The following is a 26,230-nucleotide window of genomic DNA, read 5'->3' on the forward strand; positions in this document are numbered from 1 at the left end:
AGATAACGTCACCCATGGCACGGACATTCGACTGCGCAAGGCGCACCCTCACCAGCGCAGCGCTGGCTTCGTTGATGCTGTGTGCCAGCGCCCAGGGTTCGCAGCCCAGCCTCTGCCAGACCGGTGAGACGGTCTGGTTCTCATGCCGGGTGGGCCCGGCGAAGACCGTGAGCCTGTGCGGCACCCGCGAGACGCTTCAATACCGATTTGGCACGCCTCAACACCTGGAACTGATGTACCCCGCCACGGCAAGCACGGGCTACACGGCATTTCGATGGGCGCACCATGCCCGGTTCCAGGCAGATCGAATGCAAGTGAGCTTCAACAACCGGGGCGTTGACTACATCCTGTTTGACCACACGGAGAACGGGCAACGCGAAGCGGGCTTGGACGTGGCCTCAAAGCAGCGCCTGCGCTGCACGGGTGCGCTGCAAAGCCGAATGGCTCAGCTCAAGGACAAGCTGCCTTGCGACGATGACAGTGCCTTGAATCTCGGCACTTGCTCGCACAGCCCCGACTGAACTGGCACGACACCGGTCAGCGCGCGGGCCGGCTCTTTCCGACGGGCACGATGTGGTCGCCGCCCGCCGCCCCGAAGACCTGTTCCTTGAGCAGCCCCAACTGGTCGCGCAGGCGGGCGGCCTTCTCGAACTCCAGGTTGCGCGCGGCTTCGAGCATGTCCTTCTCGAGCTGCTTGATGCGCTTGCCCAGGTCCTTCTCGCTGAGGGCGCCCGCATCGGCCACCGAAGCGGCCAGCTGCTCGGCATTGCGCAGATCGTCCTTGGCGGCGTTGGACATCACGCCGTCGATCAGCTCCTTCACCTTCTTGTTGATGGTGCGCGGCGTGATGCCGTGCGCCTCGTTGTGGGTGATCTGCTTGTTGCGCCGGCGCTCGGTCTCGCCCATGGCCTTGCGCATGGACTCGGTGATCTTGTCGGCATAGAGGATGGCGTGGCCATTCTGGTTGCGCGCCGCACGGCCGATGGTCTGGATCAGGCTGCGCTCTGAACGCAGGAATCCTTCCTTGTCGGCATCGAGGATGGCCACCAAGGACACCTCGGGGATGTCCAGACCCTCGCGCAGCAGGTTGATGCCCACCAGCACGTCGAAGGTGCCCAGGCGCAGATCACGCAGGATCTCGACGCGCTCGACGGTGTCGATGTCCGAGTGCAGGTAGCGCACCTTCACGCCGTTGTCGGTGAGGTAGTCGGTGAGCTGCTCGGCCATGCGCTTGGTCAGCGTGGTGATCAGCACGCGCTCGTTCTTCTCGACGCGGATGCGGATCTCCTGCAGCACGTCGTCGACCTGGTGGGTGGCCGGGCGCACCTCCACGACCGGGTCGATCAGGCCGGTGGGGCGCACCACCTGTTCGACCACCTGACCGGCATGCTGCTGCTCATAGGCCGCCGGCGTAGCCGACACGAACACCACCTGCCGCATCTTGCCTTCGAACTCCTCGAACTTCAGCGGGCGGTTGTCCAGGGCCGAAGGCAGGCGAAAGCCATACTCCACCAGCGTGGTCTTGCGCGAGCGGTCACCGTTGTACATCGCGCCCAGCTGGCCGATCATCACGTGGCTCTCGTCCAGGAACATCAGCGAATCGGGCGGCATGTAGTCCACCAGCGTGGGCGGGGGATCACCTGGGTTGGCGCCAGAGAGGTGACGGGTGTAGTTCTCGATGCCCTTGCAGTGGCCGATCTCCTGCAGCATCTCCAGGTCGAACCGGGTGCGCTGCTCGACGCGCTGCGCCTCGACCAGCTTGCCATCGCCCACCAGTTGCTTCACACGCTCGTTGAGCTCGTGCTTGATGCCGTCGATGGCGCGCAGCACCTGCTCGCGCGGGGTCACGTAGTGGCTGGAGGGGTAGACCACGAAACGCGGGATCTTCTGCTGGATGCGGCCCGTGAGCGGGTCGAGCAGCGACAGCGATTCGACCTCGTCGTCGAACAGCTCAAGGCGCAGCGCCAGCTCGGAATGTTCGGCCGGGAAGATGTCGATGGTGTCTCCGCGCACACGGAAGGTGCCGCGGCTGAAATCCGCATCGTTGCGCTTGTACTGCATGCGGATCAGCTGCGCAATGATGTCGCGCTGGCTCATCTTCTCGCCCTTGCGCACGATGAAGCNGGCCTGTTCGCTCATCAAGTTGTCGCGCAGCACGCTGTATCACGTGCCTTCGCGTGACCCCAGACCGGAGTTACGTCGCCGCATGAAGGAGCTGGCGCAGACCAGAATTCGATACGGATACAGGCGCCTTCACGTCCTACTCAAACGCGAAGGTTGGCGATTGGGGCGCAAGCAGTGCTATCGAATCTACCGTGAGGAAGGGTTGCAACTGCGCTCAAAGTTGCCCAAGCGTCGCAAGATGGTGGTTCAACGGCGGCAGCGACATGTGGCCACGCGACCGGGTGAGGTCTTGTCAATGGATTTCGTGGCCGACCAGTTTTGCAATGGTGGCAAATTCAGAATCTTGACGGTCGTGGACGTCTTTACCCGGCAAGCGCTGGCTGTCGATGCAGGCTTGAGACTCAGGGGAGAACATGTCGTGGAAATACTCAACCGGNCGCATCTGCGTGTAGTCCTCGGGCTTGCCAATGCCGTAGATGGCCGACACGGTGGCCACGATGACCACATCGCGGCGTTCGAGCAGGCTCTTGGTGGCGCTCAGGCGCATCTGTTCGATGGCCTCGTTGATGGCGCTGTCCTTCTCGATGAACAGGTCGCGCTGGGGCACGTAGGCCTCAGGCTGGTAGTAATCGTAGTAGCTGACGAAGTACTCGACCGCGTTGTTGGGGAAGAACTCGCGGAACTCGGCGTACAGCTGCGCGGCCAGGGTCTTGTTGGGCGCGAACACGATGGCCGGCCGCCCCATCTGGGCGATCACGTTGGCCATGGTGAAGGTCTTGCCCGAACCGGTCACGCCCAGCAGGGTCTGGTAGCTCAGGCCGTCCTGGATGCCTTCGACCAAGCCGGCGATGGCGGTGGGCTGGTCACCGGCCGGTGGATAAGGCTGGTAGAGCTCGAAGGGCGAACCCGGGTACTGCACGAACTGCCCCTCGGGCGCGTCCTGGCCAGGCACGGGGGCGGATGCGGCAGGGTTCAGTTCGGTCGATGCGGGCATGGAGGGCAAGCTGGGGGCAGGCGGTGAAAGGTCAAGAGACCAAACCTCCAACTGTAAGGCGTTCGCCCTGCCGCCCGCGCAGACCTACGGGAATAGGACTTCGGTTCAGGGTGATTAGGTCAAGTTGCAGGCAGGCCGCAATACGTCACGCAGCTGTCATGCGCCATGCCTATCGTCCCGCCCAGACCCCGCCGTAGGCCGATCGGCTCACGACCGACCGGGTCCACCCAGACGCTCAAAACGACCTCACCGTCCCCTGCTGTAGTACCCATGACACAAGCATCCAACCCTTCCCGTCGCCAAGCCCTGAAGTTCCTGTCCGGTGTGCCCATGCTGCCCCTGAGCGGGCTGGCCGCCTCGTCCATGCTGACTGCCTGCGGCGGCGGCGGCGACGGAGACAGCCCCACGACCGTGACGCCAACGCCCACGGCCACCTTCGTGTCGGCCAGCTTCGGCGCCATGGCCGCGCCCACTACGACGGCGAACCGCGCCACCACCCATGTGGCCTCCACGCTGACCGTCAAGCTCAGCGACAACACCGAGCAAACATTCAATCTGGCCTACGAGCCCTTCTTTCTGACGGGACAGGAAGTGGACAAGCTCGGTGGCGGCAAGATCCTGGCGGGCAGCTACTTCGATTTCTACGGCACCGAGATCATCGACCGAACCCTGCCGGCCTCGCCCCGCCAGTTCTTCAGCGACTCGCCGGACGGTACCTCTTTGCTGAAGGTGCCCAACGCCGCCGTTGCCGGTGTGGCCAACCCCGTGTTTGCCGTGGTGCAGTTCGAGTACACCACCTGGGCGCACGACGGCACCACCGACATGTACGGCAAGCTGCCGTCACCCATCGCCATCCTGACCCTGGACCAGAACCCCACCACGGGCAAGCTCACCCTGGCAAAGTACCACAACGTCGACACCTCGCCCGCCAAGGGCCTGTGGATCACCTGCGGCGCGAGCCTGTCGCCCTGGGGTACCCACCTGTCCAGCGAAGAGTACGAACCGGACGCATTCCTGGTCAAAAGCGCCACCACGAACACCACACGGACCCAGTTCGAGGCCTTCAGCACCAACCTCTTTGGCAGCGCCACGACGGCCAAGCCCTACGACTACGGCCACCTGCCCGAGGTGACCGTCAACACCAATGGCACCGGCTCGATCAAGAAGCACTATTGCCTGGGCCGTATCTCGCACGAGCTGGTGCAGGTGATGCCCGACGAGCGCACGGTGCTGATGGGCGATGACGCCACCAACTCGGCCTACTTCATGTTCGTGGCCGACACCGCACGTGATCTGTCGGCAGGCACCTTGTACGTGGCCCAGGTCGGCACCGCGGCGGATCCGAGCACCCCCTACCCTTTCTCGCTGGATCCGGCGGCCCACGCCACCCCGATGAAGTGGATCAAGCTGGGACATGCCAGCAGCCAGGAGATCAAGACCCTGGTGGATGGCGATCTGACGCACACGCCCATCCAGCCAACCGACATCATGCTGGTCAGTTCGGTGGACCCGACCATCGCCGATCCTACGGCCACTGGCTACACCCAAGTGGCAGCCAACGGCAAGGTGGAGTGGATCAAGCTGCAACCAGGCATGGAAAAGGCCGCCGCCTTCCTGGAGACGCACCGCTACGCGGCCCTGGTGGGCGCGAGCACCTGCTTCACCAAGATGGAAGGCACTACCGTCAACATTAAGGACAAGGTCGCCTACTCAGCCCTGCAGAACGTGCAGGCGTCCATGGTGAAAAATCAACCGACCAACCTCCGCCCCGAAGTGCGGCTTGACGCGCAATTGCTCGCCGGTGCCGTGATGGCACTGAATCTGCGAGGAGCGCAAACCGATACAACCAGTGCAGCCATCGACAGTGCTTGGGTGCCTGTGGATCTCAAGGCCTTGCTTGTCGGTGAAGACATCACCACAGACCCCACCGGCATGGGCAACACCGCGAATCCCAAAAAGATCGCAAATCCAGACAACCTGAAGTTTTCAGAGAAGCTGCGTGTTCTGTTCATTGGGGAAGACAGCGGCCAGCACACCAACAACTTCTTGTGGGCCTATCACCTTGACGAAACGGATGAAGAAAAGAAGCTGGCCCGAATCATGTCCATTCCCGCTGGCGGCGAATCCACCGGCCTGCACGCCGTGGACGAGATCAACGGCTGGACGTACATCATGAGCAACTTCCAACATGCAGGCGACAGCGCGTATGTGAAGGCCTCGGCCCAGGCAGCTTTGGATACCGCCATCAGGACCAACTACAACGACAAGTTCGCCGCCGCCGTGGGCTATCTCACCGCCACGTCCACCAGCATCAAGCTGAACAAGCTCTGATCCTTCCGGGGATCTCCGCGGGGCGGCAAAGCCCTTTCATTGCACCCGCCACCCTGGCGGGTGTATTTTTTGGGGTTCCGGCACGCCTTGGCGTGACCGGGCACCCGGTTGGCCGATAAAATAAAGGGTTTGCCCGATCCGGACACCCGCGCGCCACGAGCGTGCGCGGCCCCAGCCGGGACATCCTTTTTTAGCCGACCGCCACCCCTACCGACCGGAGATTGCTTGCACCATGGCCTCGCTGTTTGCACAAGTTGAAATGGCTCCCCGCGACCCCATCCTGGGTCTGAACGAACAGTTCAACGCCGACACCAACCCCAACAAGGTCAACCTGGGCGTGGGTGTGTACACCGACGAACAAGGCAAGCTGCCCCTGCTCAAGTGCGTGGCCGCCGCCGAAAAGCAATTGCTGGAGGCCCCCAAGGCCCGCGGCTACCTGCCCATCGACGGCATCGCCGCCTACGACAAGGCTGTGCAGAGCCTCGTGTTCGGCGCCGACCACGCTGCCGTCAAGGGCGGCCGCATCGCCACGGCCCAGGCCATCGGCGGCACCGGCGGGCTGAAGCTGGGCGCTGATTTCCTCAAGCGCCTGAACCCCGACGCCCAGGTGCTGATCTCCGATCCCAGCTGGGAAAACCACCGCGCCCTGTTCGAATCGGCCGGCTTCACCGTGGGCACCTACCCCTACTACGACGCCGCCGCCAAGGGCATCAACGTGGACGGCATGCTGTCCACCTTGAAGGCCGCCCCGGCCGGCACCATCGTGCTGCTGCACGCCTGCTGCCACAACCCCACCGGCTACGACCTGACCGAAGCCCAGTGGAACGAGGTGATCGCCATCACCAAGGAACGTGGCCTGGTGCCCTTCCTGGACATGGCCTACCAGGGCTTCGGCAACGGCATCGCTGAAGACGGCGCCGTGGTCATCAAGTTCCTGGACGCCGGCCTGAGCTTCTTCGTGTCCACCAGCTTCTCCAAGAGCTTCTCGCTCTACGGCGAGCGCGTGGGCGCCCTGAGCATCGTCAGCGAAACCGCCGACGAATCGGCCCGCGTGCTGAGCCAGCTCAAGCGCGTGATCCGCACCAACTACTCCAACCCGCCCACGCACGGCGCGCAGGTGGTGGCCACGGTGCTGACCACGCCCGCCCTGCGCCAGCTGTGGGAAGAAGAACTGGCCCAGATGCGTGACCGCATCAAGCTGATGCGCACCGCGCTGGTCGACAACCTCAAGGCCGCCGGCATCACGCAGGACCTGGGTTTCATCACCCGCCAGAAGGGCATGTTCAGCTACTCCGGCCTGAACGCCGCCCAGATGCAGCGTCTGCGTTCCGAGTTCGGCATCTACGGTGTGGATTCGGGCCGCATCTGCGTGGCCGCGCTGAACGACGGCAACATCAAGGCCGTGTCGCAAGCCATCGCCAAGGTGTCGCAATAAATGAATAGAAGCTGAACAAAAATCAGCTTGGAAAAAGCCCGCTCCGCCCGACCGGCGGCAGGCGGGCTTTTTTTCGCCTGTCGAATTTGAAAAGACGCCTGCAGACGGTGTTAATGCCCTTCTCGCTTGCCCCGGTGAAATGCAAAGATCACCAAAACGATTTATGCTGCACCGCAACAAGCCTGTGATGTGCAGTGTGCTCGGTACGGGTCATCGAAGAGGTTCATTCACATGCTCTATCAAATCTACGAAACCAACCGCGCCTGGCTGAGCCCGTTCTCGGAGTTCGCCAGTGCCGCCTCCAAGCTCTACAGCAATCCGCTGTCGATGTTCGCGCACATCCCGCAGGCCCAGCGCGTGGCTGCCGGGTTCGAGCTGGTGCACCGCCTGACCAAGGAATACGAGAAGCCCGAGTTCGACATCAAGTCTGTGGACGTGGGCGGGACCGAGGTCGTGATCCAGGAACAGGTGGTCGAAGCCAAGCCCTTCTGCCGCCTGCTGCGCTTCAAGCGCTTCACGGACGACAGCAAGCTGCTGGACACCATGCGTGACCAGCCCTCGGTGCTGGTCGTGGCCCCGCTGTCGGGCCACCACTCCACGCTGCTGCGCGACACCGTGCGCACCCTGCTGCAGGACCACAAGGTCTACATCACCGATTGGGTGGACGCGCGCATGGTCTCGATGGAGGAAGGCCCCTTCCACCTCGATGACTACATCAACTACGTGCAGGACTTCATCCGCCTGCTCGGCCCCGATGTGCACGTGATCTCCGTGTGCCAGCCCACGGTGCCGGTGCTGGCCGCCATCTCGCTGATGGCCAGCCGTGGCGAAACCACGCCCCTGAGCATGACCATGATGGGTGGCCCCATCGATGCGCGCCGCTCGCCCACGGCCGTGAACAACCTGGCCATGAACAAGAGCTTCGAGTGGTTCGAGAACAATGTGATCTACCGGGTGCCACCCAACTACCCGGGTGCCTCGCGCCCCGTGTACCCCGGCTTCCTGCAGCACACCGGCTTCGTGGCCATGAACCCGGACCGCCACCGCGCCTCGCACTACGACTACTTCCTGGACCTGATCCGCGGCGACGACGACAACGCCGAGGCCCACCGCAAGTTCTACGACGAGTACAACGCCGTGCTGGACATGCCAGCCGAGTACTACCTCGACACGATCAAGACGGTGTTCCAGGATTTCTCGCTGGTCAATGGCACCTGGGAGGTTCGCAACCCACAAGGCCAGCCCGAACTGGTGCGCCCCCAGGACATCAAGACCACGGCCCTGCTGACGGTCGAGGGCGAGCTGGACGACATCTCGGGCGCCGGGCAGACCAAGGCCGCGCATGAACTGTGCACGGGCATCCCCGATGCCCGCCAGAAGCACTACGACGTGATCGGCGCGGGCCACTACGGCATCTTCTCGGGCCGCCGCTGGCGCGAGATGGCCTACCCGGTGATCAGGGATTTCATCCTGGCCAACAACAAGCAGGCCAGCAGCAAGCCCGCCAAGGCCAAGGCCGCCGCCTGAGTCTCCGAGCAAGGGATTCGCCAGCCAAGCAAGGCCCGCCAACAGGCGGGCCTTCGTGCTTTGTGCGCACGGGCTGATGCCGCACTTGCCTTAGACTCCCGCTCCACCATGCCGGACGCCCGCCAGATCAACGACCTGCTGCCCCAGACGCAGTGCACCAGCTGCGGCTATGACGACTGCGCGCACTATGCGCAGGCCATCGCCGAAGGCAGCGCCGAGATCAACCAGTGCGCGCCCGGCGGTGCCGAGGGCATCGAGCGCCTGGCCCGCCTCACGGGCCGCCCGGTGATCCCGCTGAACCCGCACTATGGCGTGGAAGGCCCGCGTTACCTGGCCGTGATCGACGAAAGCTGGTGCATCGGCTGCACGCTGTGCATCAAGGCCTGCCCGGTCGACTGCATCGTGGGCTCGCCCAAGCACATGCACACGGTGATCGAATCGCAATGCACCGGCTGCGAGCTTTGCATCCCGGCCTGCCCGGTGGATTGCATCAGCCTGGTGCCCGTGCACGCGCAGGAGCCCCGTCCCACGGGTTGGGCGGCCTGGCCACAGGCCGAGGCCGATGCCGCCCGCCACCGCTATGCGCTGCGACAGGCCCGCGTGGAACGTGCCCGCGACGACAACGACGAACGCCTGGCCGCCAAGGCCCGCCACAAGCTGGAGCACCTGGCCGAGCTGACCAAGATCAGCGACGAAGCCGAGCTGGCGCGCAAGCGCAGCGTGGTGGAGGCGGCATTGGCCCGCGCACGCGCGCGGCGCGGCAGCAACGGCCCCGGCTCCGAACCCACGGCCTGAGCAAGCCGGCTGCGCCAACAGCGGTGCAGCACACGGCATCGCGGACATTGCCACACAGGCAGGTCCGTCCGGACTACCGCCCGGACTGGCACGTCCATGCCCATGACACACGAGGCCACCACACTCGCCGGATCCCATTGATCCGAGCCAGACCGAGGTGTGACATGCATGACAACAAGCCCAGCTCCCATCAACACCAGCGCCCAGCGCGGCTGCGCCCCCTGTGCGCGGCCCTGCTGCTGGGCCTGGGCGGCCTCGCCTGCGCAGGCGCCTCTGCCAAGGTGGTGATCAGCCAGGTGTATGGCGGTGGCGGCAACTCGGGGGCCACGCTGAAGAACGACTTCATCGAGCTGTTCAACGCCGGCAGCGACACGGTCAACCTGAGCGGCTGGACAGTGCATTACGCGTCATCCACCGGCAACACCTGGAACAACAAGACCACCCTGGGCGCCTTGAGCCTGCCGCCCGGCCAGTACCTGCTGATCCAGGAGGGCGCCGGTACCGGCGGCTCGCAGGATCTGCCGACGCCGGATGCCACGGGTGAGATCCTGATGAGTGCCACCAATGGCAAGGTGGCCCTGACCAATGCCAATGTGACGCTCAGCGGCACCAACCCGTCGAACGCGGCCTTGGTGGACATCATCAGCTACGGCGCCAGCACACCCACCGAAGGCGCGCCCACCAACGCGCTGACCAACACCACCGCCGCCCAGCGGCTGGGCGGTGGCTGCACCGACACTGGCAACAACCAGGCAGACTTCACCCTGGTGGCCCCGGCACCGCGCAACATGAGCCGCGAGCCTTCGCCCTGCAACGGCGCGCCCGCCCCGGGCCCCTCGCCCTCGCCGTCCCCTTCGCCTTCGTCCGTCTCCATCCACACCATCCAGGGCAGCGGTGCCACCAGCCCGCTGGTGGGCCATACGGTCACCACGCGCGGTGTGGTCACCAAGCTGCTCAACAACGGCTTCTTCATGCAGGAGCCCGATGCCGACAGCGATCCCGCCACCTCCGAAGGCATCCTGGTGTTCACCAGCACGGTGCCCACCGTGGTCGTGGGCCAACTGGTGCAGCTGACCGGCGTGGTCGATGAATACAACGTCGGCGCGGCGGGCAACGCCCTCACGGCCGCGCACACCGTCACCGAACTCAAGACCATCACCAGCCTGAGCGTGCTGGCCAGCGGCCAGAGCATCGCACCCACCGTCATCACCTTCCCCCAGGCCACCAATGACGATCTGGAGCGTGTGGAAGGCATGCTGGTCACCATCGACACCGAGTTGACGGCGAGCCAGAACTACTTCCTGGGCCGCTACGGCCAGATCACGCTGTCGGCCAACGGCCGCCTGCACAAGGCCACCAACCTGCACCGCCCCGGCAGCGTCGATGCCCGGCAGGTGGACCAGGACAACGCCCGCCGCCGCATCATCCTCGATGACGGCAGCAGCCTGCAGAATCCCAATCCCACGCCCTACTTCTCGGCAGACAACACGCAGCGCGCTGGCGACACCACGCCTTCGGTCACGGGTGTGATCGACTACGGCCTGGCCACCGCCAGCAACACCGGTCTGGCCGACTACCGCATTCACCCGACCGAAGCCGTGGTCTTCACCCGTGCCCACCCGCGCACCGACGCGCCCGCCGATGTGGGCGGCAACGTGAAGGTGGCCAGCTTCAACGTGCTGAACTACTTCAACGGCAACGGCCTGGGCGCGGGCTTCCCGACCTCGCGCGGTGCCACCACGCTGGCCGAGTTCAACCGCCAGCGCGCCAAGATCATCGCGGCGATCAAGGCCATCGATGCCGACGTGCTCGGGCTGATGGAGATCGAGAACGACGGCACCGGCGCGCAGAGCGCCGTGGTGGACCTGGTCAACGGCCTGAACGCCGCCATGGGCGCCGGCACCTACGCCGTGGTGCCGGACCCGGCCACGGGCACGGGCAGTGACGAGATCAAGGTCGCGATGATCTACAAGCCGGGCAAGCTCACCCGCGTGGGCAGCTCGGTCAGCGACACCGCCAGCATCCACAACCGCCCGCCCCTGGCCCAGACCTTCTCGGCCCCCAATGGCGAGAAGTTCACGCTGCTGGTCAACCATTTCAAGTCCAAGGGCTGCGGCGATGATGGCGGGGTGGATGCCGACCAGGGCGACGGCCAGGGCTGCTACAACGGCCGGCGCCTGCTGCAAGCCCAGGCGCTGCGCGGCTTCATCACCAACCTGCAGGCGGCCCAGGCCGACAGCGACGTGATGGTGATCGGCGACCTCAACGCCTACGCCAAGGAAGACCCAGTGCACGAGTTCACGTCCAACGGCTTCGTCGACCTGAGCGAACGCTTCAACGGCCCGGGCGACTACTCCTACGTGTTCGATGGCGAGGTGGGCTACCTGGACCATGCCCTGGCCACGGCATCGCTGAGCAGCCAGACCACGGGCGTGCACCACTGGCACATCAATGCCGACGAGCCCACCGTGATCGACTACAACACCGAGTTCAAGCAGCCGGCCTGCGCCGCCTGCGGGCCGGATTACTACACCGCCACGCCCTACCGCTCGTCGGACCACGACCCTGTCGTCATCGGCCTGAACCTGATCAAGCATGTGGACGGCAGTGCTGGCCGCGACACCATCACCGGCACCGCGGGCGATGACTTGATCAACGGCGGCGAAGGCGCCGACACGATCACCACCGGCACCGGCCGCGATGTGCTGGTCTACGGCAGCGTGCGTGATGGGCTCGACACCATCACCGATTTCACACCGGGCAGCGACCGCCTGGACCTCGGCGCCCTGCTGGCATCGATCGGCGTGCAGCCCGGCCAGGCCCTGGCGCAAGGCGTGGTCAAGCTGGTGTCCACCAGCGCCGGCGTGCAGGTGCAGATCGACACCGACGGCAGCGCCGGCCCGGCCGCCGCACGCCCGCTGGCCCTGCTTCGCGGCATGACGGCCGCCCAGCTGCAGCCCGCCCGCGATCTGGGCCTGTGATGCCCGCAGACACCAAAGGACAAGCATCATGAAACGCAACGCTCTCACCTCCATCGCCGCCACCATCGGTGCGCTGGCACTGGCCTGCGCCGCGCAGGCCGCCCCGCTGGACAATGGCGGCTTCAGCGCCGGCCTGTCAGGCTGGACCACCGCGGGCGACGTCGCCGTGGCCCAGGGCACCGTGTTCAATGAACTGGACATCGGCAGCGCCCCCCGACTGCTGCTGGGCACCGCCAGCAGCCTCTACCAGGACGACCGCCCCGCCGCCATCGGTCACTACAACCTGTCGGGCCAGGACGCCGTGGCCGGCGGGCTGGACCTGGAGCCGTCGGTGAACCTGGCACCCGGTTCGCTGGATGATGCCGACACCGGCAGCTTCGTCATGGAAGGCTCGTCCGCATCGCAAAGCTTCAGCGTGCGGGCCGGTGACACCCTGCACTTCGACTGGCAGCTCTTCACCCGTGAAGGTGCGGGCGGCATCAACCTGGGCGACACCGCCTGGCTGGTGCTGACCACCGCCTCTGGCACGCAGCTCACCAGGCTGGGCGACACAGCCTCGCTGTCACTGCTTGATGTGGGGCAAGGCTGGAGCGCATCGTCGTTGGCCAGCCAATCGATCACCTTCTCACAGGCCGGCAGCATTACCCTGGCCTGGGCCATCGGCGATGTGAACGACCACGGCAACACCTCTGTGCTGTCCATCGGCAACGTGTCGGTCACAGCGGTGCCGGAGCCTGCCTCCATCACCTTGCTGCTGGCCGGCCTGGCGGTGGCGGGCCTGGCCACGCGCCGCCGCACACTGCAGGCTTGATCAAGCACAAGACCAGCATCCCTGTTCACGCAGGCCCTTTGCCAAAGCGGCTAATCTAGAGGCGTGTGCCCATGTGGGTACGCGCCCCTTCTTTTTTCCGCTGTCACGTCCATGACATCCGATGGACAGGAGCCTTGCATGCCTGGTTTGTTCGATCCCATCCGCCTCGGCGATCTGTCGCTGCCCACCCGCGTCGTGATGGCGCCGCTCACGCGCAACCGCGCGGCGCCACGCCAGGTGCCCAGCGAGCTGGCCATCACCTATTACGCCCAGCGCGCGAACCCCGCCACGGGCGCCTCGCTGATCATCACCGAAGCCAGCCAGATCAGCCAGCAAGGCCAGGGCTACCTGGACACGCCCGGCATCTACAGCGACGAGCAGGTCGCGGCCTGGAAGAAGGTGACCGATGCGGTGCACGCCAAGGGCGGCAAGATCGTGATCCAACTGTGGCATGTGGGCCGCATCTCGCACAACTCGCTGCAGCCCGTGGGCGAAGTGCCCGTGGCGCCATCGGCCATCCCCGCCAAGACCAAGACCTACATCGCCACGGGTTTCGCGCCGGTGTCCGCGCCGCGCGCCCTGGGCATCGGCGAGATCCCCGGCATCGTTCAGCAGTACCGGCAGGCGGCACGCAATGCGCTCAAGGCCGGCTTCGATGGCGTGGAGGTGCACGCGGCCAACGGCTACCTGATCGACCAGTTCCTGCGCAACGGCACCAACCACCGCACCGACGCCTATGGCGGCTCCATCGAAAACCGCACGCGCTTCCTGAACGAGGTGATGCAGGCCGTCGTGGCCGAGGTGGGTGCGGGCCGCACGGGCATCCGCCTGTCACCCGTCACGCCCGCCAACGATGCCAGCGACAGCAACCCACAACCGCTGTTCAACCATGTGGCCGATGAGCTGGGCAAGCTGGGCCTGATGTACGTGCACGTGATCGAAGGCGCCACCGGCGGCACGCGCCACATCCCCTTCGACTACGAAGCCCTGCGCACACGCGCCAAGGCCCCGTGGATGGTCAACAACGGCTACGACATCGGGCTGGCACAGCAGGCCCTGGCACGCGGCCAGGCCGATCTGGTGGCGTTTGGCCGCCCGTTCATCAGCAACCCGGACCTGGCCCTGCGCCTGCGCACCGGGGCCGCGTTCAACGTGCTGGATTCCAAGACCTTCTATGGCGGCGGTGCCAAGGGCTACACGGACTACCCCGCCCTGGCCTGAGGCACGGCTTGCACCTGGTGGCTCCCTGGCACCAATCCAGGGATTTCCCCGATGCGAATATGCCCACCAAAGGGGAACCCGATGGCCTGAACGGCCCTCGAATGAGGGTCATCACCGTGTCACGCTTGGCCCACAAAATGCATTCTCATTGCATGACATGGGGCCCGCGCACCGTGTCATGACGTAGGAGACATGCCATGCGTGCATTGATGAATCTGGCCATCGAGCCTGCCCTGCACCTCTTCGAGGTATCGGCGATGGTGGTGATCGACCCCTCGCAACGCGCCGTCAAGCGCGTGCTGAAAGTGCTGGCGGACACGCCCATGGGCGCTGTGCGCATCGTGCGTGACCGTTACCCCCGGTCCCGCGCCCACGAAGTGCTGTCGCGCAATGAATTGCCCGGCATGGCCTGGGCCTGATATCCCCGAGCCAGCACGATGGTTGCCATCGGGCACATTTGCCCGACGGCCTTGAAGATTTCCGTCGCGACCTGATTTATCGTTGCGGCTGCGGCCCCCCGCCGCTGTGCCGACCGATGAAAGGATCGTGATGCCCCGCCTCTCCCCCCTTGCCACCACCGCACGCCGCCTCGGCGCTGCCTTCGCCGTGGCATCCGCCCTGTCCCTCACGGGCTGCGGGTACAACGATTTCCAGCGGCTCGACGAACAATCCAAGTCCGCCTGGTCCGAGGTGCTCAACCAGTACCAGCGCCGCGCTGACCTGATTCCCAACATCGTGGCCTCCGTCAAGGGCGAGGCCAACTTCGAGCGCGACACGCTCACCAAGGTGGTCGAGGCCCGCGCCAAGGCCACCAGCATCCAGGCCACGCCCGAATTGGTCAACAACCCCGAGGCCTTCAACAAGTTCCAGCAGGCCCAGGGCGAGCTGTCCGGTGCGCTGTCGCGCCTGCTGGTGGTCAGCGAGAACTACCCCAACCTGAAAGCCAACCAGGGCTTCCAGGATCTGCGTGTGCAGCTTGAAGGCACCGAGAACCGCATCACCGTGGCACGCAATGCCTACATCAAGACGGTGCAGGACTACAACGTGCTGGCCCGCAGCTTCCCGACCAACCTCACGGCCAAGGTCTTCAGCTACGAGCCCAAGCCCAACTTCACCGTGCAGAACGAAGCCGAGATCTCCAAGCCGCCCTCGGTGGATTTCAGCAAGTGACGATGAGCCTGCCTCGCCTGCCGGCATCCAGGGGGCTGGCCTGGGCCTTGATCGCCCTGGTCATGCTGCTGATGATGCCGCTGCGCGTTCACGCCGACCCTGCGTGGGTGCCTGGGCAGCCGCTGCCGGTGCCGCCGCTGAACACCCGTGTCACCGACCAGACGGCCACGCTCAGCACCGCCCAGCGCGAGGCCCTGGAGAACAAGCTGGCAGCCGTCGAGCAGGCGCAAGGCTCGCAGATCGTCATCCTGATCGTGCCGGCCACAGCGCCTGAAGACATCGCAGCCTATGCCCACCGTGTGGCCAGCCAATGGAAGGTGGGCCGCCAGGATGTGGGCGATGGCGTGCTGCTGCTGGTGGCCAAGAACGAGCGCCAGGTGCGCATCGAGGTGGCCCGGGCGCTGGAGGGCGCCATCCCCGATCTGGCTGCCTACCGCATCATCGACCAGGCCATCCGGCCGGCGTTCAAGGCCGGTGACTACGCCGGCGGACTCAACGCCGCGGTGGACCAGTTGCAGACCCTCATCAAGGGTGAGCAACTGCCCGCGCCCAAGGCCTCCGCACAACGTGGCAACCCGGGTTCACAGTGGGAAGACCTGGGCATCTTCCTGTTCATGGGCGTGCCGATCGTGGGAGCGGTGCTCACGGCCGTGCTGGGCCGCAAGCTGGGCACCGTGGCCACGGGCCTGGCGGCCGGCGGGCTGGCCTGGTGGTGGACCACCAGCGTGCTGATCGCCGGCATCGCCCTGGTGGCCGGCACGCTGCTGATCGCGGCCATCGGCACCGGTGGACGGCGCAGCGGCGGCGCCGCGCGCTGGGGGGCCGGTGGCATCGGCTATGGCGGCGGCATGGGGGGTGGCTGGGGCGGGCGCTCGTCCGGCGGCGGTGGCGGCTTCTCATCCGGTGGCGGCGGCAGCTTCGGCGGCGGTGGCGCTTCGGGCAACTGGTGAACACGGCCATGGCAACCACTCAAACCAATCCCCTGCAACGCTGGGCGCGCCACCTGTGGCTGGACGCAGACGATGCCCGGCGCATCATCACCCCCCAAGGACTGCAACGCCTCGAAGCCCAGGTGCGTGAAAGCGAAACCCGCCACCGGGGCGAGCTGCGTCTGTGCGTCGAGGGCGGCCTGCCTGCCGGTGCCCTGTGGGCCGGCGTCGATGCCCATGCGCGGGCCATCGACCTGTTCGGCCGGCTGCGCGTGTGGGACACCGAGCACAACAACGGCGTGCTGATCTACCTGCTGCTGGCCGATCACCGCATCGAGATCCTGGCCGATCGGGGTTTGGCCGCGCAGACACCGGCCGACACCTGGCGCCGCATGACGGATGCCCTGGCCCAATCGCTGCGCGCAGCCCAGTTCGAGCAAGGCCTGGCCCATGCGATCGACGAGGTCGGCGCCCTGATGCGCGAGCGTTATCCGCTCAAGCCAGGCGAGCAGGACAGCAACGAACTGGCCGACGCGGTGGTCGTGCTCTGACGCCCTTTGGAGGGCATTCGCGGCGATGCTCCTGTGTCATCATCCACGCGCCGATTTGTTGCGCGGCATGACACCATCCACACCCCACAGGAGCTTTCACCATGTCCCGTCACGCTGATCGCCGTCGCCCTGGTTTCGCCGCCGCCCTCGTCACACCCGCCTGCCACACCGCGCTGGCACTGACAGCGCTGCTGGCCGCCAACCTGGCCCAGGCCGCCGATACCCCGCCGCCCATCAAGCCCGGCCTGTGGGAGATGACCTCCGACTCGCAGCAGCTCAATGGCAAGCCCGTGCCCGACCAGTCGGCGCAGATGGCCGCCCAGCTCAAGAACATGCCGCCGGAGATGCGCCAGCAGATCGAAGCCCAGATGAAAGCCCAGGGCATCCAGATCAACCCGTCGGCGGCCGGTGGCGGCATCGCGGCCCGCATGTGCCTGACCAAGGACATGCTGGAGCAGAACCGCTGGCAGCAGGCCGAAGGCGATTGCAAGAGCCAGGTCACCAGCCGCAGCGGCAACACCTGGCGGTGGACCATGAGCTGCACCCAGCCCCCAGCCCAGGGCGAAGGCGCCACCACCTTCACCAACCCTGAGAGCTACACCGGCGAGGTGCGCATGACCACGCAGGACAATGGCAAGCCGCAGGTCATGTCCATGAAGCACCGCGCCCGCTGGGTCTCTGCCGATTGCGGCGGACTCAAACCGGTCAAGGGTGCGGCAGCGTCCAAACGCTGAGCCTGCGCCACACCCCCGGGGCCTGGTGCCCCGCAGCTCATCTGCCCTGCCCGCTCCCTGCCCATCCCCATGAGCACCTTGATGAAACCCGCGGAGATCGAGTCGTTCTTCGCGACCCTGCAAGCCGCCAACCCCCACCCTGAAACCGAGCTCGAATACACCACGCCCTTCGAGTTGCTGGCCGCCGTGCTGCTGTCGGCCCAGGCCACGGATGTGGGTGTCAACAAGGCCACGCGCAAGCTGTTCCCGGTGGCGAACACCCCGCAGGCCATCCTCGATCTGGGCATCGAGGGTTTAAGCGACTACATCAAGACCATCGGCCTGTACAAGAGCAAGGCCAAGCACCTGATGGAGACCTGCCGCATCCTGCTGGAGCAGCATGGCGGCGAGGTGCCCCGCACGCGCGAGGCCCTGGAGGCCTTGCCCGGCGTGGGCCGCAAGACGGCCAACGTGGTGCTGAACGTGGCCTTCGGCGAGCTCACCATGGCGGTGGACACGCACATCTTCCGCGTAGGCAACCGCACCGGGCTGGCCCCGGGCAAGACACCGCTGGCGGTGGAGTTGCAACTGCTCAAGCGCATACCGGCGCCCTACATGCTGCACGCCCACCACTGGCTGATCCTGCACGGGCGCTACATCTGCCAGGCACGCAAGCCGCGCTGCTGGGAGTGCAGCGTGGCGCCCTGGTGCAAGTTCAAGCCCAAGACAAAGGCCCCGGCGGCGTGAACCGCGCGGGGCCTGCTCAGCGCCTGAAAGGGATCAGGCCTGCTGACGGCGGCGGACCACGAGGGCCAGCACACCCAGGCCAGCCAGCATCAGCGCATAGGTCTGCGGCTCGGGCACCGGGGTGGTGAGCGTGAAGTTGTCCAGCACCACGCCATCACCCTTGATGGTGATGTAGGCGATGTCGGCATGCGCCAGGCGCAGGCCCTGGGTGATCGCGTAGTTGGTCGAGTCGATCAGGGCGTTGTCGTCCAGATCCACACCGCCCAGCGAGGTGCTGAAGCCACCCAGCGTGAACGAGCTCGAGCTGCCATCGACCCCGTAGGCCGTGACCGTCAGCAGGCTGTGCACACCGGCCTGTTCGTACAGGCTGAAGTCGGCCGTGAAGGCGCGGGTGCGCAGGTTGCCGAAGTCGATGCGCAGGGTCATCTCGCCGATCGTGTCGAAGGACAGGAAGGACTTGCCGGCACCCCAGCTACCGTTGATGCCCAGGTCGGTGGCGATGCGCTGGCCCACGGTGAAGTCACCGTCGAGCGAGCTGAAGGTCACCGAGGGCGTGCCCACGGTGTAGCCCGAGCCGGCGCCGATGAACAGGCCGTCTTCGTTGTTGAAGTCGATCACCTGATGGGTGCCCGGCACCTGGGCCGGGTTGGTGATGACGGCGGATTGCGCCTGGAAGGCCAGCGAGGCCAGGCCCAGGGCGATGATGGCGGAAACTTGACGCATGTAGAACTCCTTGTGCGATGGTCGATCAGCTGCCAACGATGCCGCCGCCGGTCTTGGTGATCACCACCACACCGGAACGAGGGCGTCCACCCACGACGGGCTGGCCCGCCGAGTTGGTGCTGAACTGGCTGGCAGGCCAGTTCGAGAACTGTGTGGGGTTGGCCGGATTGGCGGCTTCCTCACCCGGGTGCTGCAGGCCCACAAACAGCGACTTGCCATCGGGCGTCATGGCGATGCCGGTGACCTCGGACTGCACCGGGCTGGTCAGGAAGCGCTTGATGGCGCCAGTGGCCGGATCGGCGCACACCATGCTGTTGGCGCCGATGTTGACCCAGTCACCCGAGGCCGTGCCGGCCTGGTCCGTCTGCACCCACAGGCGGCCGAACTGGTCGAACCACAGGCCATCGGGCGCGCCGAAATCGGCCGAACCGTTGGGCGTGTCGTTGACATTGCCCACGTAGCGCGAGGCCGGGGTCTTGGTGGTGGCGGTGTCGCCGCACTGCACGAACAGGTCCCATGCAAAGCCGGTGGCCGTCACGTTCTTGCCGGCTTCGCGCCAGCGCACGATGTGGCCGTACACGTTGTCGGCACGGGGGTTGACGGCATCGACCGGCGGGCGGGCAGTGGCCGCACCGGTGGAGCCATCAGCCTGGTTCGACGACGGGGGCGTGGTGCCGCGGCGGTTGTTGTTGGTCAGCGTGCAGTACACCTCGATCTCGTCGAAGCCGCAGATGCGCGGGCGGGCACCGGTCCACTCGGGGCGGTCCATCATCGTGGCGCCCAGGGCGTCGGCGGCCATGCGGGTCTTGACCAGGATCTTGGCCAGCACCTCGGTGTCATCGGCCCCGGCGAAGTTGGGGTTGTCGCGCAGGGCCACGCCATTCAGGCCGACCGAGCCGGGCAGCAGGGGCAGCCACACACCCTGGCCGTTGTCCAGGAAGCGCGCGGCATACAGCACGCCGGTGTCCAGCAGGTTGCGGTTGGCGGCGCGGTTGGTGGGGTTGTAGCGGCCCGCGGCCACGAACTTGTAGATGTACTCGTTGCGCTCGTCGTCGCCCATGTACACGGCCAGCTCGTTGTTGGGGCCCAGCACGTACTGCGCGCTCTCATGCTTGAAGCGGCCCAGCGCGGTGCGCTTGACGGGCAGGCTGTACGGATCGAACGGGTCGATCTCGACCACCCAGCCGAACAGGTTGGGCTCGAGCGGGTTGGTGCTCACGTCGAAGCGCGGGTCCACCGAATGCCACAGGTAGCCATTGCCGGCGGCGTTCACGCCGTAGCGGTTGTTCATCTTGCCCAGTTCGGTGCTGGCGGCCGGCAGGCTGCCGGTGGCGCCGAAGTTGCCGTTCCAGTTTTCTTCACAGGTCAGGTAGGTGCCCCAGGGCGTGTAGCCGTTGGCGCAGTTGTTGATCGTGCCGTTGGCCTCGAAGCCATTGTTCTGGCCGATGTCGATCGAGCCTGTGGGCGCGATGTCGTATTTGCGCGATTGCAGCAAGGGGTGGCCGGCGGCGGGGCCCGAGACGCGCATAGGGGTGTTGGCGGTGATGCGGCGGCCGTAGGCCGAGGTGGCGGCCACGCCCCAACGGCCTGCGCCGTCCTTGCGGATCTCGACGATGGACACGCCATGCGCAGCCTGCGACTTGCGGGCCTTGGGCAGGGTCTGGTTGCCGGCGTTCAGGCCATCGGCGTGCAGGATGGACTCTTGCGTGTACTCGTTGTTGACGACGAGCAGGCCACGGTCGCTGGACTCGGCGCCGCGCACGTTGAAGCCGAAGTAGTGCATGCCATCGTTGTGCTCGCCGAACTGCTTGGCCTGGTCGGCGGCGGTTTCGGAGGCATCGCCCTTGAACGCGGGAGCACCGGGCATGATCGGATCGCCCCAGGCGACCAGCAGCTCAGCCTTGTGGCCGGCGGCCACGCGCACGGCGTCGGGCACGGGGGCCAGCGCGGCGGGCAGGTTGGCAAAGCCGATGCCCACGGTGGTGCTGGCGCCGCAGGTGTTGGTGGCGGCCTGCACCGTGCCGGTCAGGCCCGACAGGGTCAGGCCGCCCGCCGCAGCGAGCATGGGGGCGGAGGCCGCGCCCTGGATGAAGCGGCGGCGGCTGACATCGGCGCGCTGCGCCACCTCCAGGATCGACTCGTTGCCCGACGGGTTGAGCGTCAGGTCATTGGTCGGGTGGTTGATACCTTTCATGCGGGGACTCCTGCGGACAAGTGGGTGGGCAATCGCCACGCAGGATAGAAAGTGCATATGTCACGCTGACGACATGGCATGAGGCATATGGACGAGCGAAAGCACCCCTCTCGATCGAGAGGGGTGCTTGATCAAGGTCGCTCAAAACCGGCGGTACGGCCAACGCCGCCAGGCGCTACCCGCCCGCCCGAGCCACCCGTGTTCAGGCCGCCACGGTTTGAGCCACCGTGGTGCGGCGGCGATGTGCCATCAGGCCCACCATGCCCACGCCCACCAGGGACAGGGCCCAGGCGGCGGGCTCCGGCACGGCCACGGCCTGCGCAAAGGCCTGGCCCACGGCCTGGTGCACGCCCGCCGTGGGGTGCAGGCCATCCCACAGGTAGTACTTCGAAGGATCGGCGCACAGCGAGCCTTGGCCGAACATGTCGCCGTCCCAGCAGCCTTGCGTCACGTTGTAGCCCTGGGCGATGTAGTCGGCCCGCAACGTGGCCAGTGCGCCGAAGGTGTCGAACACCTGGATGTGTGCGCCCTGCAGGCTGCTCTGCAAACCCGCCATGGTCTGCGCCAGCGCCGTGTTGAAGGCCACCGAGAGCTGGTGGGCACCGGCCTGTTCCGCGCCGCCCGCCTCGATGGCATCGGCGGTGGTGGACAGATCAGGCAGGTTGGGAATGAAGAAATCGCGCGCGCCGGCCTGGTAGAGCAGGTTGACGTTCTGGGCCAGGTTGCTGATCGCGGTGTTGACCGTGGCGGCCGTGGGCGAGGACAGGAAGTCGTTGGCACCGCCCCAGACCACGTACAGCGCGGACGCATCCGTCGTGCCGCCGGTGCCGCTCAGGTAGCTGGTGATCTGGCCCTGCACGCCGGTGCCATCCAGCAGGCCCAGGGCATTGATGCGGTTGTTGACGCCTGACAACGCGCCACCAAAGGCATGGTTGTCCAGGCTCAGCCCCAGCTGGCTGGCCATCACTTCCACGGCCACCGGGCCATTGCTGAAACGCCCCTCGAAGTAGGGCTCGGCCGGCAGGTCCAGTCCGTACTGGCCGACCAGGGCCGAGGCATTGCCGTTGTCGGACAGGCTGTCGCCGAAGACGACCAGCTTGCTGGGAGCGGCCTGGGCCTGCGAGGCGGCCACGATGAGGGCCAGGGCGCCCGCGGCCAGTGGGCGCATGCGAAGGAGAGGCAGGACGGATCGGATAGAACGTGTTGGCATGGTGAACCCCGGCAGGAATTTGGAATGCCGGAAACTTATCACCGCCTGCGAGCCTGCTGTGGCCCGCCAGGCACACCACCCTCCGAAGAGGGAGGTCACCCCTGTTCAGCCTCGCAGCCCGTCGCGCACCGTGGGATAACGCAAGCTTGTGCGCAACTCCTGCTTGAGGCGCCGGTTGTCCAGCCGGCGGGATTCGCTCAGGAAGGACCACTGCAAAGGGCTCATCGTGGCGCGTGCTTCTTCGGCGGGCAGACGGGGTGGACGCTCAAGCCCCCACAGGTCGGCCACCAGGTCGAAGTAGTCGCCCATTCTGAGCTCGGTGTCATCACAGGCGTGCACCACGCGTTGCGGCGCGCCTCTCCACAGCGCTGCGACGCAGGCGCGGGCCAGGTCGTCGGCGTGGATGTGGTTGGTGTAGACATCGTCCTGCGCGGCCAGCACCGCCGTGCCACGGCGCACACGCTCGCGTGGATCACCGCCTTCGCGGTTCAGCGCATAGATGCCGGGAATGCGCAGCACGCTGGCATGTGCGCCCTGCCCGCCTGCCTGCCGGCGTCCCCACCAGCGCACCAGCGCCTCGGCATGCACGCGCCTGCGCGCTCGGTCTGAGGCCGGGGCCACGGGCCGCGTCTCGTCGAAACGGGCCCCGCCTGCATCGCCATAGACGCCAGAGGTGCTGCCATAGACCAGCGCCCTCGTGGCGCCCCGGCGGGACAAGGCCTGCAGCAGGTGGGCGGTTCGCGGATCGGTGTGCCCATGGCTCGGCGGCGGCGCCAGGTGCAGCACGTGCGGTGCCAGGCCAGCCAGGCGGGCCAGCGTGGCCGGCTCGTCCAGGTTGCCCCGCAACGGCAGCAGGCCGTGGGCACGCAGCACCTGCGCACGCTCGGCGGAGGTCGTCAGCGCCAGCACGCGGCAGCGTGGCAGCAGGGCCCTGGCCGCGCGCAGGCCCACATCGCCACACCCCACGATCAGCACACGGCTCTGGCGGAACTGACGGCATCGAGAGGGCATCGGGTTGAACATGGCGGCTTGGGGGACAATCTCGGGATTGCCGATTCTGACCGCATCCAAGGCCGTTTCCATGAGCTTTTCCGTCACCGTTCAACCCAGTGGCCGCCAGTTCAACATGCAGCGCGACGAGACCGTGCTGGGCGCAGCCCTCCACGCCGGCGTGGGCCTGCCCTATGGCTGCAAGGATGGCGCCTGTGGTTCATGCAAGTGCAAACTGGTCGAAGGCCGCGTGATCCACGGTGCGCACCAGCTCAAGGCCTTGTCGCCCGCCGAGGAACAGGCCGGCTACGTGCTGACCTGCTGCGCCACCCCGCAGACCGACCTGGTGCTCGAATCCCGGCAGGTCGTGGGCCTGGGCGATTTCCCGGTGATGAAAATGCCCACGCGGGTGACCAGCATCACCCGCCCGTCCTCTGATGTGGCCATCCTGCGCCTGCAGTTGCCGGCCACCAGCAACTTCGGCTGGCGCGCCGGCCAGTTCGTCGAGTTCATCCTGAAAGACGGCAGCCGCCGCAGCTACTCCATGGCCAATGCGCCGCACACGGCCAAGGACCCGGCCGTCAACGGCATCGAGCTGCACATCCGCCACATGCCTGGCGGCCTGTTCACCGACCACGTGTTCACGGCCATGAAGGAAAAAGAGATCCTGCGCATGGAAGGCCCGCTGGGCACCTTCTTCGTGCGGGAGGACTCCGAGCGGCCCATCGTGCTGCTGGCCTCAGGCACGGGCTTCGCGCCCATCAAGGCCATCGTCGAGCACCTGCGCTTCAAGAACAACACGCGGCCCGTGTCCCTGTACTGGGGCTGCCGCGCCAAGGCTGACCTGTACCTGCACGACTGGGCACAGACCCAGGCGGACGAACTGCCCTGGCTGACCTACGTGCCGGTGCTGTCGCATGCCCGTCCCGAAGATGGTTGGGCCGGCCGCCAGGGCCTGGTGCACCTGGCTGTGCTGGAAGACTGGCGCGACCTGTCCGCCCACGAGGTGTACGCCTGCGGCGCCCCCATCATGGTCGAATCGGCCAGGCGCGATTTCGTCGCGCGGGCCGGCCTGTCGGAAGACGATTTCTACGCCGATGCCTTCACCAGCGAAGCCGACAAGCATGGCCAGAGCGTGCCCGCCAGCCAGCCCTGAGGGCAGCGGCCATGTGACCCGTGTCGGCCGCCCCTCGATCGAAGCCATCGAGCGGGCCGGACTCGCCTCGTGGCCGGCGCTGGAAGAAGAGCGCCTCGATGGCTGGCTGCTGCGTGCCTCGCAGGGCTACACCCGCCGCACCAACTCGGCCAACGCCGCAGGCGCATCTGCAGGGCACCTCGATGCAGATCTGCCCCTGATCGAGCGGTTCTTCGCGCAACGTGGCTTGCCCACGACCTTCCGTCTGCTGTCCACCGCGGGCGACGAAGCCATCGACCGCGCGCTGGACCAGCGGGGCTACCGACGGTGCGAAGACCCGTGCTCGGTGATGGTCCGTCCGCTCCCAGGCGACATCCATCCTCCGTCCCCGCCATCGTTCGCGCTGCTGCCCGACGCCAAGGCCTGGCTGCCCGAGTTCGTTCGCCTCAAGAATGACCAGGGTCCGCATCAGCGCACCCATCTGGCCATCCTGGACGCCATCGCCAGCCCCACCGCCTTCGCGGTCGTCAAGCCACCCGGAGCCCTCCAGCCCCAGGGCTGCGGCCTGGGGGTGGTGGCTGAGGGGCATCTGGGCCTGTTCGACATCGCCACGCACCCGGCGCACCGGCGCCAGGGCCTGGGCAAGGCGGTGTGCGAAGGGCTGCTGAACTGGGGCCGCGATCAGGGTGCGCACACGGCCTACCTCCAGGTGGTGGCAGACAACCGCAGTGCCGTGGAACTCTATCGCCGTCTCGGCTTCGAAGAGCTCTATCGATACTGGTACCGCATCCGTGGCTGACCTGCCCTCGCCTGCCGTTGAACAACCGCCCTCGGCCATGGGCCACGGCCTGCCCCACACCTTGCGTGATGCCGGGCTGGACTTCCTCGCCTTCGGGTTGAAGCAGGCGCAGGCCTGCCTGTTCGCCGGCTTGTTCTTCCTGTCGGTGTTCCTGGTGCCCAAGGCCGGCTGGGCCGGCATCCCGCGCTACGACCTGCTGCTGGTGATCGCGCTGGGCATCCAGGCCGTGATGGTGTGGACGAAGCTGGAGACCTGGGACGAACTCAAGGCCATCAGCCTGTTCCACGTGGTCGGCTTCGCGCTGGAGGTGTTCAAGACCTCCTCGCACATCCAGTCGTGGTCCTACCCGGATCCCGGCTTCACCAAGGTGCTGGGCGTGCCCCTGTTCTCGGGCTTCATGTACGCGGCGGTGGGCAGCTACATCATCCAGGCCTGGCGCCTGCTGGATCTGCGCATCCTTCACCACCCGCCCTACTGGATGGCCACGCTGCTGGCCTGCGCCATCTACGCCAACTTCTTCACCCACCATTTCATCGGCGATTACCGCTGGTACCTGGCGGCCTGCACGCTGGGCCTGTATGCCCGAGCCACCGTGGTGTTCACGCCGCGGCAACGGCCCTTGCGCATGCCGCTGCTGCTGTCCTTCGTGCTGATCGGCTTCTTCATCTGGCTGGCCGAGAACATCAGCACCTTCATGGGCATCTGGAAATACCCGAACCAGATGGGCGCGTGGACCACGGTGCATGTGAGCAAGTGGAGCTCATGGTCGCTGCTGGTGATCATGACCTTCACCATCGTCACGCACCTCAAGCACGTGAAAGCCCGCGTGCATGTGCCGGAGTAGAGCCAG

Annotated in this window: 21 protein-coding genes and 3 pseudogenes; 18 read left to right on the forward strand and 6 right to left on the reverse strand. The window is 66.3% G+C overall.

Annotated elements, in window-relative coordinates:
* Positions 1 to 14 precede the first annotated feature (14 nt).
* Positions 15 to 521 (forward strand): hypothetical protein, encoded by a 507-nt coding sequence (locus EIP75_RS15570; RefSeq protein ID WP_125244197.1) that lies wholly within the window; start codon positions 15 to 17, stop codon positions 519 to 521.
* A 16-nt stretch (positions 522 to 537) separates the two neighbouring features.
* Here EIP75_RS15570 and uvrB read toward each other — a convergent pair.
* A pseudogene (uvrB, locus tag EIP75_RS15575) lies at positions 538 to 2,115 on the reverse strand (excinuclease ABC subunit UvrB); the annotation flags it as partial.
* Positions 2,116 to 2,125: 10 nt separating this feature from the next.
* On the opposite strand from uvrB, the pseudogene EIP75_RS24605 reads away from it, so the two are divergent.
* Positions 2,126 to 2,560: pseudogene (locus EIP75_RS24605) on the forward strand (IS3 family transposase); the annotation flags it as partial.
* 3 nt (positions 2,561 to 2,563) lie between these two features.
* Here EIP75_RS24605 and EIP75_RS15585 read toward each other — a convergent pair.
* Positions 2,564 to 3,118: pseudogene (locus tag EIP75_RS15585) on the reverse strand (DEAD/DEAH box helicase family protein); the annotation flags it as partial.
* Positions 3,119 to 3,388: 270 nt separating this feature from the next.
* Between EIP75_RS15585 and EIP75_RS15590 the strand changes: the two are divergent.
* The 13 genes from EIP75_RS15590 to nth all read left to right on the forward strand — a co-directional run bounded on the left by EIP75_RS15590 (position 3,389) and on the right by nth (position 18,329).
* Positions 3,389 to 5,449 carry a PhoX family protein gene (locus EIP75_RS15590; protein WP_125244198.1) on the forward strand — a complete coding sequence of 687 codons (2,061 nt, stop codon included), beginning with the start codon at positions 3,389 to 3,391 and terminating at the stop codon, positions 5,447 to 5,449.
* Between the two features lie 232 nt (positions 5,450 to 5,681).
* Positions 5,682 to 6,884: an amino acid aminotransferase gene (locus tag EIP75_RS15595; protein WP_125244199.1), complete on the forward strand. Its 1,203-nt coding sequence runs from the start codon at positions 5,682 to 5,684 to the stop codon at positions 6,882 to 6,884.
* A gap of 231 nt (positions 6,885 to 7,115) precedes the next feature.
* Complete coding sequence (locus EIP75_RS15600) at positions 7,116 to 8,411, forward strand: polyhydroxyalkanoate depolymerase (protein WP_125244200.1); 1,296 nt, start codon at positions 7,116 to 7,118, stop codon at positions 8,409 to 8,411.
* A gap of 108 nt (positions 8,412 to 8,519) precedes the next feature.
* Positions 8,520 to 9,206, forward strand: coding sequence for an electron transport complex subunit RsxB (rsxB, locus tag EIP75_RS15605; protein ID WP_125244201.1), 687 nt, complete (start codon positions 8,520 to 8,522; stop codon positions 9,204 to 9,206).
* Positions 9,207 to 9,370: 164 nt separating this feature from the next.
* Positions 9,371 to 12,187, forward strand: coding sequence for an ExeM/NucH family extracellular endonuclease (locus EIP75_RS15610; protein WP_125244202.1), 2,817 nt, complete (start codon positions 9,371 to 9,373; stop codon positions 12,185 to 12,187).
* Between the two features lie 28 nt (positions 12,188 to 12,215).
* The gene (locus EIP75_RS15615) at positions 12,216 to 12,998 is read left to right on the forward strand and encodes a PEP-CTERM sorting domain-containing protein (RefSeq protein ID WP_125244203.1); all 783 of its coding nucleotides are present in this window, start codon (positions 12,216 to 12,218) and stop codon (positions 12,996 to 12,998) included.
* Between the two features lie 138 nt (positions 12,999 to 13,136).
* Entirely contained in the window at positions 13,137 to 14,219 is a 1,083-nt protein-coding gene (locus EIP75_RS15620; RefSeq protein WP_125244204.1) for an alkene reductase, read from the forward strand.
* A gap of 197 nt (positions 14,220 to 14,416) precedes the next feature.
* Positions 14,417 to 14,638, forward strand: coding sequence for a hypothetical protein (locus EIP75_RS15625; RefSeq protein ID WP_125244205.1), 222 nt, complete (start codon positions 14,417 to 14,419; stop codon positions 14,636 to 14,638).
* Positions 14,639 to 14,768: 130 nt separating this feature from the next.
* On the forward strand, positions 14,769 to 15,389 hold the full coding sequence (locus EIP75_RS15630) for a LemA family protein (protein WP_125244206.1): 621 nt from the start codon (positions 14,769 to 14,771) through the stop codon (positions 15,387 to 15,389).
* A gap of 2 nt (positions 15,390 to 15,391) precedes the next feature.
* Entirely contained in the window at positions 15,392 to 16,339 is a 948-nt protein-coding gene (locus tag EIP75_RS15635) for a TPM domain-containing protein (RefSeq protein WP_420797172.1), read from the forward strand.
* Between the two features lie 8 nt (positions 16,340 to 16,347).
* The gene (locus EIP75_RS15640) at positions 16,348 to 16,869 is read left to right on the forward strand and encodes a TPM domain-containing protein (RefSeq protein WP_125244207.1); all 522 of its coding nucleotides are present in this window, start codon (positions 16,348 to 16,350) and stop codon (positions 16,867 to 16,869) included.
* Between the two features lie 101 nt (positions 16,870 to 16,970).
* The gene (locus EIP75_RS15645; RefSeq protein ID WP_125244208.1) at positions 16,971 to 17,603 is read left to right on the forward strand and encodes a DUF3617 domain-containing protein; all 633 of its coding nucleotides are present in this window, start codon (positions 16,971 to 16,973) and stop codon (positions 17,601 to 17,603) included.
* Between the two features lie 81 nt (positions 17,604 to 17,684).
* On the forward strand, positions 17,685 to 18,329 hold the full coding sequence (gene nth, locus EIP75_RS15650; RefSeq protein ID WP_125244209.1) for an endonuclease III: 645 nt from the start codon (positions 17,685 to 17,687) through the stop codon (positions 18,327 to 18,329).
* Between the two features lie 33 nt (positions 18,330 to 18,362).
* On the opposite strand, the gene EIP75_RS15655 is transcribed toward nth, so the two are convergent.
* The 4 genes from EIP75_RS15655 to EIP75_RS15670 form a co-directional block, all read right to left on the reverse strand.
* Positions 18,363 to 19,052 (reverse strand): PEP-CTERM sorting domain-containing protein, encoded by a 690-nt coding sequence (locus EIP75_RS15655; RefSeq protein ID WP_125244210.1) that lies wholly within the window; start codon positions 19,050 to 19,052, stop codon positions 18,363 to 18,365.
* A gap of 25 nt (positions 19,053 to 19,077) precedes the next feature.
* Complete coding sequence (locus EIP75_RS15660) at positions 19,078 to 21,246, reverse strand: PhoX family protein (RefSeq protein WP_125244211.1); 2,169 nt, start codon at positions 21,244 to 21,246, stop codon at positions 19,078 to 19,080.
* A gap of 202 nt (positions 21,247 to 21,448) precedes the next feature.
* On the reverse strand, positions 21,449 to 22,414 hold the full coding sequence (locus tag EIP75_RS15665) for an SGNH/GDSL hydrolase family protein (RefSeq protein ID WP_158622868.1): 966 nt from the start codon (positions 22,412 to 22,414) through the stop codon (positions 21,449 to 21,451).
* Between the two features lie 147 nt (positions 22,415 to 22,561).
* The gene (locus EIP75_RS15670; RefSeq protein WP_125244291.1) at positions 22,562 to 23,479 is read right to left on the reverse strand and encodes an NAD-dependent epimerase/dehydratase family protein; all 918 of its coding nucleotides are present in this window, start codon (positions 23,477 to 23,479) and stop codon (positions 22,562 to 22,564) included.
* A gap of 58 nt (positions 23,480 to 23,537) precedes the next feature.
* Between EIP75_RS15670 and EIP75_RS15675 the strand changes: the two genes are divergently transcribed.
* Genes EIP75_RS15675 through EIP75_RS15685 form a run of 3 tightly spaced genes read left to right on the forward strand, consistent with a single transcriptional unit; the run spans position 23,538 to position 26,224 of the window.
* On the forward strand, positions 23,538 to 24,602 hold the full coding sequence (locus EIP75_RS15675) for a CDP-6-deoxy-delta-3,4-glucoseen reductase (RefSeq protein WP_125244213.1): 1,065 nt from the start codon (positions 23,538 to 23,540) through the stop codon (positions 24,600 to 24,602).
* Entirely contained in the window at positions 24,571 to 25,380 is an 810-nt protein-coding gene (locus EIP75_RS15680; RefSeq protein ID WP_158622869.1) for a GNAT family N-acetyltransferase, read from the forward strand. Before EIP75_RS15675 ends, EIP75_RS15680 begins: the two co-directional genes overlap by 32 nt.
* 37 nt (positions 25,381 to 25,417) lie before the next feature.
* Positions 25,418 to 26,224, forward strand: coding sequence for a DUF817 domain-containing protein (locus EIP75_RS15685; RefSeq protein WP_125244292.1), 807 nt, complete (start codon positions 25,418 to 25,420; stop codon positions 26,222 to 26,224).
* Positions 26,225 to 26,230 lie beyond the last annotated feature (6 nt).

Source organism: Aquabacterium soli, from assembly GCF_003933735.1.
GTDB lineage: Bacteria > Pseudomonadota > Gammaproteobacteria > Burkholderiales > Burkholderiaceae_C > Aquabacterium > Aquabacterium soli.

Coding starts and splice junctions, on each gene's coding strand:
- EIP75_RS15570 (WP_125244197.1), top strand. CDS start 15: ATGGCACGGACATTCGACTGCGCAAGGCGCACCCTCACCAGCGCAGCG.
- EIP75_RS15590 (WP_125244198.1), top strand. CDS start 3,389: ATGACACAAGCATCCAACCCTTCCCGTCGCCAAGCCCTGAAGTTCCTG.
- EIP75_RS15595 (WP_125244199.1), top strand. CDS start 5,682: ATGGCCTCGCTGTTTGCACAAGTTGAAATGGCTCCCCGCGACCCCATC.
- EIP75_RS15600 (WP_125244200.1), top strand. CDS start 7,116: ATGCTCTATCAAATCTACGAAACCAACCGCGCCTGGCTGAGCCCGTTC.
- rsxB (WP_125244201.1), top strand. CDS start 8,520: ATGCCGGACGCCCGCCAGATCAACGACCTGCTGCCCCAGACGCAGTGC.
- EIP75_RS15610 (WP_125244202.1), top strand. CDS start 9,371: ATGCATGACAACAAGCCCAGCTCCCATCAACACCAGCGCCCAGCGCGG.
- EIP75_RS15615 (WP_125244203.1), top strand. CDS start 12,216: ATGAAACGCAACGCTCTCACCTCCATCGCCGCCACCATCGGTGCGCTG.
- EIP75_RS15620 (WP_125244204.1), top strand. CDS start 13,137: ATGCCTGGTTTGTTCGATCCCATCCGCCTCGGCGATCTGTCGCTGCCC.
- EIP75_RS15625 (WP_125244205.1), top strand. CDS start 14,417: ATGCGTGCATTGATGAATCTGGCCATCGAGCCTGCCCTGCACCTCTTC.
- EIP75_RS15630 (WP_125244206.1), top strand. CDS start 14,769: ATGCCCCGCCTCTCCCCCCTTGCCACCACCGCACGCCGCCTCGGCGCT.
- EIP75_RS15635 (WP_420797172.1), top strand. CDS start 15,392: ATGAGCCTGCCTCGCCTGCCGGCATCCAGGGGGCTGGCCTGGGCCTTG.
- EIP75_RS15640 (WP_125244207.1), top strand. CDS start 16,348: ATGGCAACCACTCAAACCAATCCCCTGCAACGCTGGGCGCGCCACCTG.
- EIP75_RS15645 (WP_125244208.1), top strand. CDS start 16,971: ATGTCCCGTCACGCTGATCGCCGTCGCCCTGGTTTCGCCGCCGCCCTC.
- nth (WP_125244209.1), top strand. CDS start 17,685: ATGAAACCCGCGGAGATCGAGTCGTTCTTCGCGACCCTGCAAGCCGCC.
- EIP75_RS15655 (WP_125244210.1), bottom strand. CDS start 19,052: ATGCGTCAAGTTTCCGCCATCATCGCCCTGGGCCTGGCCTCGCTGGCC.
- EIP75_RS15660 (WP_125244211.1), bottom strand. CDS start 21,246: ATGAAAGGTATCAACCACCCGACCAATGACCTGACGCTCAACCCGTCG.
- EIP75_RS15665 (WP_158622868.1), bottom strand. CDS start 22,414: ATGCGCCCACTGGCCGCGGGCGCCCTGGCCCTCATCGTGGCCGCCTCG.
- EIP75_RS15670 (WP_125244291.1), bottom strand. CDS start 23,479: ATGTTCAACCCGATGCCCTCTCGATGCCGTCAGTTCCGCCAGAGCCGT.
- EIP75_RS15675 (WP_125244213.1), top strand. CDS start 23,538: ATGAGCTTTTCCGTCACCGTTCAACCCAGTGGCCGCCAGTTCAACATG.
- EIP75_RS15680 (WP_158622869.1), top strand. CDS start 24,571: ATGGCCAGAGCGTGCCCGCCAGCCAGCCCTGAGGGCAGCGGCCATGTG.
- EIP75_RS15685 (WP_125244292.1), top strand. CDS start 25,418: ATGGGCCACGGCCTGCCCCACACCTTGCGTGATGCCGGGCTGGACTTC.